Origin of the sequence: Chryseobacterium sp. G0201 (assembly GCF_003815655.1) — a bacterium.
Taxonomy (GTDB): Bacteria; Bacteroidota; Bacteroidia; order Flavobacteriales; family Weeksellaceae; genus Chryseobacterium.
On sequence record NZ_CP033917.1, the window covers coordinates 2,597,770 to 2,613,669 of the forward strand.

Annotated in this window: 13 protein-coding genes; 11 read left to right on the top strand and 2 right to left on the bottom strand. The window is 35.5% G+C overall.

What is annotated here, in order from left to right; translation table 11 throughout:
* Positions 1-48 precede the first annotated feature (48 nt).
* Together EG348_RS11730 and EG348_RS11735 are read right to left on the bottom strand one after the other, a co-directional pair.
* Entirely contained in the window at positions 49-339 is a 291-nt protein-coding gene (locus EG348_RS11730; RefSeq protein ID WP_027388329.1) for an HU family DNA-binding protein, read from the bottom strand.
* Positions 340-478: 139 nt separating this feature from the next.
* A complete protein-coding gene (locus EG348_RS11735) occupies positions 479-1,081 on the bottom strand; it encodes a response regulator transcription factor (RefSeq protein ID WP_228414720.1) in 603 nt (200 codons plus the stop codon).
* A gap of 248 nt (positions 1,082-1,329) precedes the next feature.
* Here EG348_RS11735 and tssO point away from each other — a divergent pair, with 248 nt between their 5' ends.
* The 11 genes from tssO to EG348_RS11790 all read left to right on the top strand — a co-directional run bounded on the left by tssO (position 1,330) and on the right by EG348_RS11790 (position 15,869).
* The gene (gene tssO, locus EG348_RS11740) at positions 1,330-1,866 is read left to right on the top strand and encodes a type VI secretion system TssO (RefSeq protein WP_123983298.1); all 537 of its coding nucleotides are present in this window, start codon (positions 1,330-1,332) and stop codon (positions 1,864-1,866) included.
* An 11-nt stretch (positions 1,867-1,877) separates the two neighbouring features.
* Positions 1,878-2,402, top strand: a complete 525-nt coding sequence (locus tag EG348_RS11745; RefSeq protein WP_123983299.1) for a type VI secretion system transmembrane protein TssO — start codon at positions 1,878-1,880, stop codon at positions 2,400-2,402.
* 55 nt (positions 2,403-2,457) lie between these two features.
* Positions 2,458-3,366: a PKD domain-containing protein gene (locus EG348_RS11750; RefSeq protein WP_123983300.1), complete on the top strand. Its 909-nt coding sequence runs from the start codon at positions 2,458-2,460 to the stop codon at positions 3,364-3,366.
* A 40-nt stretch (positions 3,367-3,406) separates the two neighbouring features.
* Positions 3,407-5,806: a type VI secretion system protein TssR domain-containing protein gene (gene tssR, locus EG348_RS11755; RefSeq protein WP_123983301.1), complete on the top strand. Its 2,400-nt coding sequence runs from the start codon at positions 3,407-3,409 to the stop codon at positions 5,804-5,806.
* A 93-nt stretch (positions 5,807-5,899) separates the two neighbouring features.
* Positions 5,900-6,403 carry a DUF4280 domain-containing protein gene (locus EG348_RS11760; RefSeq protein WP_123983302.1) on the top strand — a complete coding sequence of 168 codons (504 nt, stop codon included), beginning with the start codon at positions 5,900-5,902 and terminating at the stop codon, positions 6,401-6,403.
* Between the two features lie 21 nt (positions 6,404-6,424).
* On the top strand, positions 6,425-9,259 hold the full coding sequence (locus EG348_RS11765) for a peptidoglycan DD-metalloendopeptidase family protein (protein ID WP_123983303.1): 2,835 nt from the start codon (positions 6,425-6,427) through the stop codon (positions 9,257-9,259).
* 75 nt (positions 9,260-9,334) lie between these two features.
* On the top strand, positions 9,335-10,309 hold the full coding sequence (locus EG348_RS11770; protein ID WP_123983304.1) for a hypothetical protein: 975 nt from the start codon (positions 9,335-9,337) through the stop codon (positions 10,307-10,309).
* Between the two features lie 181 nt (positions 10,310-10,490).
* Complete coding sequence (locus tag EG348_RS11775) at positions 10,491-11,453, top strand: hypothetical protein (protein WP_123983305.1); 963 nt, start codon at positions 10,491-10,493, stop codon at positions 11,451-11,453.
* Positions 11,454-11,644: 191 nt separating this feature from the next.
* Positions 11,645-12,049 carry a type VI secretion system tube protein TssD gene (tssD, locus tag EG348_RS11780; RefSeq protein ID WP_185145477.1) on the top strand — a complete coding sequence of 135 codons (405 nt, stop codon included), beginning with the start codon at positions 11,645-11,647 and terminating at the stop codon, positions 12,047-12,049.
* A 418-nt stretch (positions 12,050-12,467) separates the two neighbouring features.
* Positions 12,468-14,957, top strand: a complete 2,490-nt coding sequence (locus EG348_RS11785) for an ATP-dependent Clp protease ATP-binding subunit (RefSeq protein ID WP_123983307.1) — start codon at positions 12,468-12,470, stop codon at positions 14,955-14,957.
* A 63-nt stretch (positions 14,958-15,020) separates the two neighbouring features.
* On the top strand, positions 15,021-15,869 hold the full coding sequence (locus tag EG348_RS11790) for a lytic transglycosylase domain-containing protein (protein WP_123983308.1): 849 nt from the start codon (positions 15,021-15,023) through the stop codon (positions 15,867-15,869).
* Positions 15,870-15,900 lie beyond the last annotated feature (31 nt).

Consider the following 15,900-nt stretch of genomic DNA (forward strand, 5'->3'; position numbering starts at 1 on the left):
TGGCATAATTTTAATTTTTTAGTAACTAGTTAATATTCAGTTAATTTCTTATTTTACTGTAACTTTCGTTTTTACTTTCTCAACAAAAGATTTTGATGGTTTGAAAGCAGGAATGTTGTGTGCAGGGATCTCAATTGCAGTGTTCTTAGAAATGTTTCTTCCAGTTTTTGCCGCTCTTGTTTTAATGATAAAAGAACCAAAACCTCTTAGATAAACATTATCTCCATTATACATAGAAGTCCTGATCTCCTGCATAAAAGCTTCTACAACTTTCTGTGTTTCATTCTTTTCTGTTCCCAACTTATTTGAGATGGTGTTTACCAATTCTGCCTTTGTCATTTCCTTTTTAAATTTTAAATTTTAGGTGTGCAAATTTAGTTAAAAAAATTGAATACTAGCAAATTAGTCGCGAATTATTTTTCGGTAAAAGGTTGAGATTTTAATGTTTACTATATATTATGTTTGCGTTAAGATAGTGTTACATGCTGGAATTGTAGTATCCGTTTTCCACGCAGAAGCGGATGAGATGGAGTTTTGTTTTCAATCCGAGCTTTTCTGTCAGCCTGTTTATATAGGTGTCAATTGTCCTTGTGCTGAGATTTAATTTTTCTCCTATTTCCTTGTTACTGAAGCCTTCATAACAGAATTTCATCAGCTGGATCTCGGTAGAAGAAAGTTCTCCCTGGCTCTTTTTTTGTCTGTCCATATACTCCTGAACGGCCAATGGCTGCTGTTCCCACTCTTTAGAATAAGCATCGTAATCGAATGTATTGGATGCAATTTGACCTTTCACAATATCTTTTATGACACTGCTTTTTTTCTGGCAATAAAAAGTATTTGGAATTTTTGAAAGGATTTCCGCCATATCTTCCTGATAAGTTCCGGAATAAGTGATAATCGGCGTCTCAGAATTGCTCTTTCTGATGTATTTTATGGCTTCGATTCCGCTTAATACGGGCATAAAAAGTTCAATGATGAAGACATCTTCCTGTCTTCTATAGATTCTGTTTACCAGCTCGTGGCCGTTGTTACAGTCGTTTAGAAGCATGTAGAAAGGGTTTTCCATAAGTGTTTTGATCATTATTTTTTTAAAATAAAAATCGCTGTCTGCTATAGAAAATCGCACAGTATTAGTTAATAGTTTACTCACTTTAATATCGATTTGGTGTAAGATATTTAAAATTTAGAGGCCTAATGTATGAAAAACTTATTAAAGTGAAAATTAATCTTAAATTAAATAACATAACAGTATTATTTAACTAAATAATTTAAATATTGTGCATAAAATTTTTTTTTTATATTTTCACCTGCCAAACAAATCACAAATATATGTCTTCGAATAGGGAGAAAAAATTAAACAAATCAGACGTTAGAATAGGCATTTGGAAGTTTGTTCTATCTTTTGTCGTCTTATCAGCCGTTTCTTTCATTAGTGTGTTTTTCTTTTTTAAAAGTTATGACATCCAAAGAGAAGGAATTAAAAAACAGGCAGACGAATACCGAGAATTACTTACCCGCAGCGACCTGCTGAGGACTCATGTAGACAGTATCCTATATCGGATGGACCAGCTTGATATAAGCAAGGTTGATAATGATATTTTCCTCAAAAACTATATCATGGACAACGTAAGAGATGCCAAAAATATCATGGGAAAAGACAGTGCAGACAACTTTAAGCATTATTCCATTCTGATGAAACAGTTGGAACCTATACTGGCTTTAAAGACTCAAATTGTTAGCGTTTCTTACAAAGAACAGACTGCATTGAGGGATTTAAGCGAATGCCGAGGCAAGATCGGGATCGCAAATAATGAATTAAGACTGGATCCTACAAGGAAATTTACCGGAAGCAGAAAAAGAAGATAAATACAGAAATTATGCAGGGACAAATCACATTATCAAAAAAGGAAAGGCATTATCAGTTTCTTTATTTAGTACTTATGCTTTTCGCAGCGCTTATTTTTCTGGGAATCATCTTTTTGAAAGGTTTTGAGTCGCCATTTTCCGATGAAGATATTATTTCTGTTCAGAATCTGGAGCAGAAAGCAAAATTCGATCAGCAGCAAAAAGTTACCCAAAGAGTTTTAGACAGCACATTTACGCAAATAAACAGGCTTACGAATGAGGTTCCTCAGCCTTTTGAGGAAAATAATATCATGAACGGGATCAATGATGTGGCTAATTCTTTTGAAAATGCCAATGTAACAGACATCAGAAAAGAAGCCTATCCTCAGATCGCCAAATTTTATAAAATGTTCTTCGACGATAAAAAAGTTATTTCAAGTAAAACTGAAAATATCAAGAATTTTGAAAAACAGTTTGAGGAATGCTCAATCGGTTTTAAAGAAAAGAAAAGTCAGCTTTTTCAGCGAGAAAATGCTTTGAAGGCAAGAAATCAATAACCAAAATTCAAAAATTAGAAAAAAACAAAACACATCACAATTATTAATATTAACTATGAATTATTTTCAAAAAAACAAAAAGAACATTATTATTGGTGTTATTGCAACTTTGCTCATAGCAGCATTGGTTGCATTGTGGTTGCAGAAGAAAGTTATACACTCCGCCGATGATATTGTGGGGGTGGTGTATCCATCTTCTCTCAAGGTAGGAGATACACTTTTATTTGAAGATAAAACCCAGTTCGCAAAAACCAAAAGATGGAATTTCGGAGACGGTACAACTTCTGATAAAAGTACAGGGTTTCATTTTTACAATAAACCCGGATATTATTCGGTGACGCTTATCGTGGATAATAAATATTCTAAATCTTTCCCGGTAATGGTTTCTGCAAGAGGAATTCCTAAACCAAAGGATACGTTGAAGATTAAAACGTTGATCGACGCGCCATCTCAGGCAATGAGCTTTGAAAATGTACAGTTTCGTGCAGTTTCCGACGCAAAACAGTTTACATGGAAATTCGGAGAAACAGGAAATATAGATTCCAAAGACAAAATGGCGATCTATTCGTATAAAAAACCTGGGGATTATGTAGTTACATTATACACTGACGAAAGTCCTGAACCTATTTTGCATCACATAAAAATTCTTCAGGGTTATGACGCTTTGGAAGAAGAAGTAAGTGTAGAAGATGCTTATGCTAAAATTGATAACGATTTTAAATATCATTTGCAGCAGATCGCTAACGGAAACAGCTTCAATACGCATTACAATTATCTGTTGAGAACATATCTGTGTAACAACGAAAATACAGTGGTAAAGGTAAACGACAGCAAGGTAAATAATTTTTACATGTATTGCGCAGGACTTCAGTTTGACAAAAATAACGTCATCCAGACTGTAAAAGTGAATTTTGATGATACGCAGAACTGTGTAACCAAAGTTGATATTAATCAAAGCAAATAATCGTCCTTTTGGGCGCACCAATCATAAAAGATAAATTAGGATGAGAAATAAACTTCCTCTAGCAGCATATTACATCGGAGTTTCTGTATTATTGACGAGTTGCCAGGTAAAACTGCCGTCGAAAAAAACTCCGGAACCTTCACAATACGGACAGGTCGACAACTCACCGGTTGTCAATGGTTTTCCTAAAAAATCAGTGCCGTGGATCGCTATCTCAGACAGATCCAGAAATACGGCCTACCTTGATAAAAGTGACGAGAAATCATATAAAGAAGTTAAGTTTTTAGAGCCTTTGATGGTTCTGAAACACCGCGACGGAATGGTAAAAGTAGCAGAATATATTCCTGATGCTTTAATGAAAAAAGTTTCGTCTAAACAGATCAAAACATACGGCTGGATCCCGGAATCTGACCTTCTTCTCTGGAGCAATTCTTTAAAAAGCGAAAAAACAGGTTTTCCTGTGAGAGTAGCGGTATTGCCGAGTAACAGTGATGTTATCAAAAGTTCTGAGAGATATTACAAGAATGATTCAATTATGGTGTTTAATTCGCCAAGTTTGATCGAGCAGGCGGATGTCAAGATCCCGAACGGACAAGTTGTTTACGTCTACAAACAGGCCGAAAACAACAAAAGATTTTTGGTAGGTAAAAGACCATCAGTTGATATGGATAGTATCAGCACGAGCCTGTATGGATGGGTGAGCTCAAATGTAATCTCGGCATGGGGCGAACGTTCTGCCGTGAAAATGAAAAATACAACGGGAGTTTCAGAAACTGCTTTAGGTTTACATGAAGGTTCTCCGGGCGGAACTGATATTGAAAACAGAACTGCCGTTCTTCTCACCGATGTCAACAAAAGAACGCCTCTTGAAAATATTTATCCTGTAACGTTACCTTTAAATGAAGCTCCGACTCCGGATTCTAAAACAAAGTATTTTACAAATGTTTTAGATTACAGTAAGAACTATGTTTTCAATGTATTAGGAGAACCTATTTACTTTGATCGTTACAGAGAAATTACAGAGAAGAATAAAAATATCAATATTGTTTTTGCTTTAGATATCAGTGCTCAGAATGCGCCGTATGCTCCGATCGTAAAATCATTATTACAGGATCTTCAGCTTAGATTTGAGAAACCTTCTTACTTCAATAATGTAAAATATGGAGTTGTTTTGTTTAAAAATAATTCTTGCGGAGATAATGTAGCAGTATCAAATTTAAGTACAGATTACAGTAAGATCACCACATTCATCGACCAAAAATCGAATGAAATGAATTGTCCTAGCAACAGCGGTTATCAACCTGTAAACGAAGGTTTGATGGCTGCCGGAAATCTTCTGTCAAACGTTCCTGATGAGACGAATATTGTAATCACTGTCGGAACTTCCGCGAATCAAGGGGGAAATATGTACGGAGTGATCAATTCTCTTACGCAGGCTCAGGCAAGGTTAATCATGTTCCAGACAAGTGCAAGATCATCTGATACTTATAACGATTTTGTATTGCTTGCTGAAAATGTAGTTACCAACACTGCTAAAAATATTGCTGAGCTTAAAAAACAGAAGATCATCAATCAGAATGATGTTTTAACGAAGAATAATTTCAACCTTGTAGAAGGTGATGAAGGATTTTTCTCATTAAATTATCCAAAACAAAGTATGTCTCAAGGTTTTGTTATTTTCCCGAAAAAAGGGGATATCGCAACGCCGGGCTACCTTAAAAAATCTGTTGACAGCCTGATTACTCAGGTTACCTTAGATAATGAAACTTTAGATAAATCGTTAAATGATTATTTCCATTCTTCAGTTGGAGCTGGAAGAACTGATGTAGATTTAAAATATAAATATCTGTATCCGGGTCTTACAAATCCGGTTCCTGCAGGAATTGCCGCTCAGTTGATCAACTACGGAAGTCCGTTTTTGGTGAAAGGTTTTATTCCGAAAGATTTGAAAGAATATAAACCGGGTCTTGAAAAAGGTATTTTGATCTCAGAAACAGAATATGACAACCTGAAAGCTTTTTACACCGAGGTTTATCTTAAAACGGGCGCTGAAAGAGCAGATTTCAATCAATCCAGAGCCGTTAATGAGTATATCAGATTATTGAAAAAATATAATCCTACCAATAAGTTTTTGGATAAAAGTGATTTATACGAACAGCCAATGTCTTACGCAGTGGGCGTAAGTACCGGATTTGATAACTCTGAAGAAGAATTAATGTCAAAATACAAGCTGAAAGGTTGGAAAAAATCTAAGATTGTTACCAATGAAACGGCAAGAACCTACTTCCGTCACTACAAAGATCTGGCAGACAGAATGCTTACTCACAGAAACAATCCTGCAGTGAAAATCCAGCAAAACGGACAAACTTTTTACTGGCTGAATGAGTACTTCATGCCAACCATGATGCCGGTTGAAGAACCTGAATATACTAAACATTAATAACGTATAATATTGAAAAGCAGAAATTTATTTCTGCTTTTTTTATTTTTTAATGTAAAATATTTATCTTTATACAACCCAAATCACACAAATATGTCAGATCAATCATCACCTCACGATGGCAAGCACTTTGTCATCCAGAAGGGCAAAGCCGAGTGCAATCAGGGAAATCAGCTTCCTCAGCACAAAGTGACTGCCCATCAGAAACATTATTGGAATGATTCTGATGGCAATACAGATTATCTTGCTGTAACAGAAGATGACCTGCAGTTTAATCCTCCCGGACCAAGTTTTGGTCAATGTAAGCTAAAACCTACTTCCGGAGGTTATTTACCGTGCTCTTATGCTCCCGCAGGAAAATGGCAGAAAACCTACGACAAAGTGAAAGTAATGGATAAAAAGATTGTTACTGAAGTTTCAGAACTGCAATGCGTTATAGGAGGAAAGATTACGATAAATGATCACGGACAACGTGGAGAGATGAGCAAGCAGAATGTGAAAAATGCAGATGCCAAAAGTATTCAGCACATCAATCCGCTTGTGAAAATAGACGACTTCAAGGAGACTGTTGAAGAAAGTGAAATAGATGCTTATTAACTCTTAAAAAAACTTTCTGATATGTCTAAACAAGGAGTTTCAAAAATATCCGGGAATCCTGCTCCGAAAGTTGGAGAAAAGACCCTTTACACAATTGCAGGATGGTATCCCTCGACACCAAAAAATAAACAGAACCCGGCATTAGTAACCTGGGAGTTATTTAAAAAACGTTCCAACGGAAGTTTTACCACTACCAACATCAAAAAAATAGGTGATGGCAATTTTACTTTTGGCGAAGTGGCATCAAAACATACCTACCGTTTAGAAGCATATCTTTATGAGCCTGAAGGTAAAGGTTCCACGACGATTGATATTACGCCACAACCTGCTGGAGTTCCAAAAATTAATAAAGTTGAGCTTCACTATGCTGATGATTCAAAAGGAGCTGTTTTTAGCTATACCGAAAAATTGGTTGCCAAAGCTCAATGCGTTAATCTAACAGGTGAAAAGCTCTTATTCACACTTTGGGAAGATGATGCAAAAGGCGAAGGACATAATTCAAACAATCTGTTTGTTGATACTAAACAAGGTGTTGTAGGAAAAAATGGTATGGCAACTACAGAATTCCTTTTAACGAAAGCTTTAATGCAGAAAGCTGCAAAAGGAGAAACAGATCCTGAAAAAATGGAGTTTTATGTGACGGTAGAATATTATAAAAATAAAAAACATGCTACTAATAATATTGACGTAAAAAATCCTGAACATAAACCTAAACCTGCAGAACAGCCAAAACCTGCCCCAAAAACACCTGCTCCTGAACCTCACGACAAGCAGCCTCCCAAAACAAAAGATTCGCCTGTAGGACAGGAACCTGAAGCTAAAGCAGAAACTAAAGGCACAGTTGAGCCTCAGAAACCTGCTACTCAGCTAAAACCTGAGGGTAAAAGTACCAGTGTTGTAGATGATGTAAAAGTAGAAGGTCTTCTGGATGCTTATTTTGCTAAAGAAGAATTTAAAAAAGAAACTTCAGAAGCTGCGGGACAGCATCAGTATAAATTCCAAAGCAATAATAACAATATTGATAAAGATAAAATTGCCGGAATTATTAAAACCAGAGTTGATGATTTGGTTAAAAATGATAAAAAATATGCTAAACTTGAGGACATCAAAACTGCACTCACGCAAACTTCTTATAAAAAAGGTGAGGGTATTTCTGTAAATTTATACAAACTTGGTCCCGAATTCGTAAGAATCAACAACGCGCCTCTTGAAGAGGAAGTTTATGTGGTGGCCAGAACAATGTTACTGGATGGTAAAGAAGTAAGTATTAATATCAGAGAAAAAGATGCAATTTTAGCGGAAAAAGATGCCAGTTTACCGGTTTTAGAAGCTGTAGACAATGGTAATGAAATTACAACCTTAAAAGCCACTGCGCAAGATGGCTTAGCAAAAGTAAAAATAAAGCTTCGTCCAAAATCTGATGAAAATTTAGCTACATGGAAAGATAAATTAAGCGGAATAAAAGACGGAACTCATACGTATAAATTCGGAAGCAATGGCAATAAGACAGCAACTGCAGAACAGAAAAAGAAAATAGCAGGTATTATTGCGAATAAAATTAAGGATGAACTTGAAAAAGAGAAAAAATTTCCGAAAATAGAAACCATCGAAAAAGCTTTAACCAATGAAGTTTATAATAAAGATGAACAAATAACTTTCGATGTTTATAAAAGTGTGGCAGAATATCTTTGGCTGAAAGCAGAATGCACAGGAGATGTTAAAAAACACGACGGAGAATTCCTGAAAAAAGATGGCGCTTATTTTGAAATTGGCAAGAAATGTGAATGTGAAGCAAGAATCAGAGCATTTATGAGAATGCTTAGAGTAGGAGAAGGTACAGAAGGTGAAAAAGGCTACACAACACAATATAGCGGAACACAATTTTCAGATATGACCAAACACCCTGAGAATGTGATCACAGCCGGGGATTATTCGTCTTCAGCAGCCGGAGCTTATCAAATAATGAGGTACACCTGGTGGTGGCTGAAAGGAGAACAATTGACCAAAGACAATAAAAAAGCAGGGGTCTATGAAGAAGCTCATGATTATGTTAAAAAATATTCAGCGCCGGACTTTACTGCAGAATCACAGGACAAACTTTGTATTTTGATTCTTAAACATAAAAGAGCAGGAAGTTTACCATTGATTACTAAAAATCAGGTAAAAGAAGCATTGGAGCAATATGGAAGCTACGAATGGGCAAGTTTACCACCAGGAAGATACGGACAGCCTGCTCAGACAATGACTGCCGCTTTAGAAAAATATGATAAGTTTTTAAAAGAAGAATTGGCAGGGACTACCGATTTACACCTTAAAAAAGGATTTTTAAAAGAATTCGGAATTCAGTGTAACTGCGGAAAGATCGGTGGAAGCTCAGAATGGCATAATCCTTTGGATAATATGGAGTTAAGAGGATGGTATTCAGATACACAATGGTCACCAGGGAAAAGTGATTATCATGGAAGAACAGGCGGTAAGCATGATGGTTTAGACCTGTACGCTCCTGTAGGAACGCAGATATATGCCTGTGTTGATGGTGAGATCACTTATTTAGAAGATCCTAATGGCTACGGAAACAGAACGTTTTTAGAAGGTAATTATAACGGGCAAAAATATTTTTTCATGTATTGTCACCTTTCAGAATATACAACGGGTCAGGTAAGTGCCGGAGATCCGATCGGAAAAACAGGACAGACAGGAAACGCGAGCGGTCAGGCTGCAAAAATGGCTCACTTACATTTTGAAGTCAGAAAAGAGAAGATGTCGAAACCTTCTTTTAATCCGCTTACGGAAATTACAGAATTAGGAACGGATGTTAACGTAAGTCCGGATCAAAACAACCAAACAGGAACATAAATGAAACGTAACGTAATTTTTTATTTATCGCTGTGTATATTAGGGTTTTCATGCAAAGAAAATCGAAATTTAACAGTGAAAAATGCAGCAGCCGATATCAATGTACAGAGTAAAAATAAATATAATATTCCTTCTGATTTAAAAATTCAGAGTCAGGAGGAAATAAATATTGATGGTGATCCTGAAAAAGAAGTTATCATTACAGCATCAGATTCTGCAGCTGACAATACGCATGAATTCTGGTTTAAAAATAATAAACTGATCTATCAATTTACCTATCCTTGGGCTTCGATCAATAAAAAATGGCTCGTAGATCTGGATGGTGATGATAAAAAAGAAATTGTAAGGGTTCAGGGATACGAAGACGGTGTAGATTATGCCATTTATGATATTGTGGATAATCAGCAGAAACCTGTTTTATATTTTAATCCTGTTTTGCAGGATAGCAGGTTTCCAGGTGTCTATTTATGGGCTTATCCTAATGATATCACTGAGTTGATCCTCAATCTGCAAAAGGAATTACAGGTTTCTTTGGATAATAATTATCATAGAGATGATGAGCATATTGTCCCGGATAATCAGAAAGAATTACCTTTTATATTTTTTAAAGGTCAGACAAAGCAACCAGATATGAGGATATCTAAAATGAATCAACCTCAATCTATGACCCTTGCTGCAATAGTTAACAGTGTACGAAATAATGGTGGGACAACTGCAAAAACAGCTCAGTCTGACAAGCAGTGGATAGGAAACTATACAGGTCGTTTTCTGAGAATGAAAGAAGAATCCGGTGATCCTAGGGGTTGGGGGCAGATTTCGGTGAAAATTGATGGTAATTCGGCTAAGTTTCAGTTAGACAGTTATGTAGAAAATCTCAAAAAAGATTTAACAGTAATAAATACAACGACAGATGAAATAACACTTGCTGAAAAAGATAATAAAAACTCGACATTTACAATTTCCAAAAACAAAAATAAATATATACTGAAAAGCGCTTTCATCAATCAGACCGTAGGTGAAACAAGCTCATACGAACTGGAAAAGAAATAAAATAGATAATTTTAAACCTAAATCTTTAATGGATTTATAAAAAACAGTGTACAGATTTTGTATGCCGTTTTTATTTTAATTAATCTTTAAATATCATATTTGATAGAATTTAGTAATGTAAAATTATTTTTTAAGATAATATTTTTAATTAAATTGCTTTAAATCAAAAAAAACGAAAACTATGATTGTTCATTTTATACTTCATGGGGAAACACTGGAAAGTATATCTGAAGAAATAAACCTTGAAAATCCTAAATATCTTAAAGAATACCACAATCAGAGGTGTGCAAGGGAAGATTATATACGTGATGAATTGGTTCCGCGGAAGAAATTATTAATTCCTGACTTAAAGGATATTATTGAGTATAATTCGAGAAATGATGCGCCTTTCAAGCATCCGACGCTTAATCCTAAATTAGCTTTTGAGCCTCAAATTTTAAGCCAAATATATGATGTAAACATCAACGAAATTACAGAAAATGAAGTTGGAAAAAAGGGTAATTTTATTTCTTTTACCGCTTCTTTAAAATGGATTAAAAAAGATGATGATCACCATATTTTTCATTTTTTTAAAAATAATTTCTACGATCAGTCAGGAAGCAAAATCTCCGATCTGGCCACAGAATGTATCCGTTCTCTGAATCCGGTAGTCATTAAAACAGACTCAAAAGGAAAAGTGATGAATATCGGTCTGAAAAAGGAAACCATTGATAATTTTCATTCAATCAAAGAAAAATTGCTCGATCTTTTTCCTGATAAATATGCTAAAATCTATATCGATGAATATGAAATGGCAGTTCTTGACAAAAAATTATTTGATCAGAGAATGAGAGATGATACTTTTATCAAAACCTATTTTGCTCCTGTGAGAAATGAATTTATCAACGGCAAATCTTATGTTGAGCAGACCGTTGGAGAAGATAATACATCAATTACTATTCAACAAAAAGTTGGAAATGAAAATTATTCTCAGGAAATAAGTCTTCTGCAAATTGCTCAGATTCCAAATTCAGACATTGACTTTAACGGAAAATATACATTGTTTTCGGAAAATGGGTTAATAAAAAATATTGAGATCAAATATAGTATTTCCCGATACGGTGTTAAGAATGTGACAAATATAAATATTGAGCAAAAATCGTAAACTATCACCAGTAAAAGGTTTATAAGTTTTTGTTTTTATCACGATATCGTAGAATTACTACATGAAATCGTAGAATTACGACAAATTTTCAAAATTTTATTCAAACACTTTCAAAAAAAAATTAACCGTTTTATCTTTGTTAAACAATCACCGAATCACAAAATATTATTAACGATTAAAAATTTACTATCATGGCAGCGAATTCAAGAGGAATTTTAAAATTCAACGGAGGCGAAGGTCAAAAACTATTGAAACTGAATTACAGTGTTTCAAGATCTACAGACGTATCTGGTAGAGTAGCGTCAGACCCATCAAACGCAATTATCAAACTTACAGTAGAAGCTACAGAAAAATCAGACATTCTGGAAAGCCTACTAAACGGAAAGTACAAGCCTACAAGCGGTGAGGTTACTTTCAACAAATCTCACGAAGAAGGTACATTAATCACTTTGAACTGGGAAAACGGATACGTAATTCAGCACGAAGTAGACTTCGACGCAGTAGACGAAAATAGTATGCTGATCAGCTTTATCATAAGTGCAGAAAAGATCAACTACGGAAACTCTGCTTACGAAGGTCTATGGCCGACAAGCTAAAATTTACACATAATCAACATTCATAAAAAAGACTGTCCCCTCAAGGCGGTCTTTTTTTACCATTACCCAATATGTCCATTTCAGATTTGTGAACTTAGCTGAGTGAAATCGAAGATTCGACATAGTCAAACGCCTTTGCGAACCTTAAAAACACTTAGTAGTCAAAAAAACTTTGCGGACTTTGCGTTAAAAAAAATAAAATCATTAAAAACAGATTTCCAAATTCTTTGTCTAAATGTTAACTATCTCACATTTAAAAGACATATCTAATATTATTAAAAAAAAACTAATATCTTAGTAAAGTATAAAAATTTTTAATGATTGTGGATTAATATTTGTTTAAAATTTAATGAAAACATAATCAAAACAACACACACCGAAATCAGATATAGTATTAATTTTTGAGAAAAATAGTAAAATGGGAGTACTAGTAACCAACGAGACAGTAAAACAGCTTTTTCATATTGCACAATCGATAGCGAGGGAAAATTATAATGCAACATATGGCGGTCCCCATATCCTGCAGGCTTTAATGCACAAGGATATTGGGCTTAACGAATTTTTAAAAAACATAGATAAAGATCCTGGTTATTTCTACGAATGGGCAGATGTACGTATTGAAGATTATCCTAAAACCACCCATATTCCTAATGAAGTCGGGCAGGATGAGTTTGTAGACAATATTGTAGAAGAAGCTGATGATATCCGCCTGAAATTAGGCTTAGACGAGATCACTCCTATTTGTCTTTTGACGGCGATTGTGAAGCCTCAGGTTGCATTTACGTTACAGCAATTGAAGTCTTTACCGCTTAGGGAGCACGAAATATTCAATTTATACAGAAAAGATACACCATTTGCAAGTGCTGAAGATGACGGAATCTCTTCTTTATTTTCAAATGGTTCAGACTATTCAGATAATTCTTTTCCGTCCATTAAAGCCTATTGTGTAGACAGAACGGCTCAAGCCAGAAAAGGAGATCTGGAAAATATCATCGGAAGAGATAAAGAGCTGAGAATGTTGGTCGAAATTCTTTGCAGAAGAACGAAACCCAACGTAATTATTATAGGTGAACCGGGAGTTGGTAAAACCGCTTTGGTAGAAGGTTTTGCAACTGAAATCATTAGAGGAAATGTTCCGGAAATGCTTAAAAACGGAACTCTTTTAGAACTTGATACAGGCGCTTTATTTGCTGGAACTTCTTATAAAGGTGAAATTGAAGACCGTCTTAAAAAGATCATTACTGAATGTAAAAAGATTGAAAAAGCAATTCTTTTTATTGATGAAATTCACACTTTATTAGATCCAAAAGGAAGCATCGGAAACGTTGCTAATTTGTTGAAACCGGAATTGGCAAGAGGTGAAATCACCGTAATTGGAGCAACAACTCAGGAAGAATACAGAAAAATAATCGAACCTGAACAGGCTTTCAACCGTCGTTTTGAAGTTTTAACGGTCAACGAGCCGGACGAAAAAACCTGTGTTAAAATGATCGATGTTTTGTTGGATGGCTACAAGAAGCACCACGGAATTGAAGTTGAAAAAACTGCTCTTCCCGAATGTGTCCGTTTAGCAAAACGGTATGCAAAAGGTAAAAAATTACCAGACGCAGCCATTGATTTGCTGGATAGAACAATGGCGGCAATTAAAATGCTTGACGAACTTTCAGAAAAAGAATTAGAAAGCTGGAAAGGTATTTACGAAACCATTTTACAGGAAGAATATCTGGATGATAAAGACAAAGCAGACGAATTGATTTGGAACTATAATTTATTGAGAGATAAAATAAGTCCGATTTTGTGGGGTTCATTAAGTGAGCAGCCGCAAATTGACAATTCAATGCCTGTCGAGGAAATTCAGAAAATAATTGAAGAAACTTATGCTGAACTTTTACAGCACGCATCAAAGAAAAGAGAAAAAGTAGATCGTTTGGAATTAGCTGCTGTGATGGCTGCGAAAACAAATATCCCGATCGGGAAAATTCAGGCTCAGGAAAAAGAAAAACTTCTGAACATGGAATCGATGCTGCTTAATAGAGTTGTCGGTCAGGATCATGCTTTAAAAATCCTTTCTGACGCGATCGTTGAAAACCGAAGCGGATTAAACAAACCCGGACAGCCAATCGGTTCGTTCTTCCTTCTGGGACCAACGGGAACAGGGAAAACTGAGTTGGCAAAATCAATGGCGGAACTACTTTTCAATGACGAAAAAGCAATGGTTCGTTTTGATATGTCTGAGTTTAAAGAAGAACATTCGGCGGCACTTTTATACGGTGCGCCTCCGGGATATGTTGGTTATGAGGAAGGTGGGATGTTGGTGAATAAAATTCGTCAGCAGCCTTACACGGTCGTTCTATTTGATGAAATTGAAAAAGCGCATCATTCGGTTTTTGATGTGTTTTTGCAGATCATGGACGAAGGAAAAGTGCATGATAAGCTTGGAAAAGAAGGAGATTTCAGCAATGCGATCATTTTATTTACTTCAAATATCGGAAGTGAAGAAATTGTAAAGCAGTTTGAAGAAGGAAAAGTTCCTCAATCTTCTGCTTTAATGCAGATTATGTCAAATTCAGGACGTTTCAGACCGGAATTTTTGGCAAGAATCACGGAAATTATTCCTTTTGCACCGATCACAGAATCTATTGCGGAAAGAATTTTTAATATTCAGTTAAAATCACTTCACGCATCACTTCACAGGTTAGGGATGACCTTGAAAATTACAGACGAAGCAGTGAAACAACTTGCATTAGGAGGATTTAGCAGTAAGTATGGAGCAAGACAAATCTCAGGAGTGATCAGAGCGCAGTTGGCAAGACCGATTTCCAAAATGATCGTGAGAGAAGAGGTTAAAACCGGACAGACACTGAATGTAGATTGGCAGGACGACAAATTAACCTGGAAAGTAGATTAAATAAAATAAAAAGGTAAGTCTGCTGTTTTTTTTAATCCGGCAGATTTACCAAAAAATATAAACATGAACTTCAAAAATATTTTTTTAGGAATAATATTGCTGAGTTCTTCACAACTTGTGAACGGACAATTCCTCGCTGCATCCGATACTTCGGAAAACAGCGTGAGAAGATATAAAAGTATCATTAATTCAAACAAAGAGATCGTTGATTTTATTGAACATTCTCTTGCTCAAAAAGGATTACCGAAGCATTTGAGAAATTTGGCTTTGATTGAGTCTCATTTTAACAGAAATATCACTTCCGGAGCCGGAGCGGTGGGCGCTTGGCAGCTTATGACCTCTCATGCCAATCAGTACGGGCTTTCGGAGCAGAATAGAAACGATTTGTATAAAAGTACAAAAGTAGCGGTAGTTTCTCTGACGAATCTTTATAAAAAATATAACAATTGGGTAACCGTCGTGGCTGCCTACAACTGCGGAGAAGGTAACGTTGCCAAAGCAATGCAGGCTGCAGGTTCTTCGCAATATCATATTTTTTCTAAATATCTTCCGCAGGAAACCATTAATCATGTCAAAAAATATTTAAATGCATGCTACGCAACGGGAGAATTGCAGAGTGTTTTAAGTAACTATAATTCTTCACGAATGAATACTGTTTTCTTTGTAAACGGAGGAAGCGGAAAAGATAATTCCACGTTGGCGGAAACAGAGATCAATGCAGGATTTAATTTAAATGTAATTGCGGATGAGCTTGATGTAGATGTAGACAAACTTCTCTCATGGAACCTGGGAATTACAGAAGAACTCCAAAATAAAGGTGAAAGTATGTTGTATCTTCCAACAGATCTGATGCCTGATTTTTTACTGAGAAAGACCAAAATACTTTCCAGATCAATTAAAGAAGGAAAATGATATAAAAAACCAAACATAACACACCAAACAC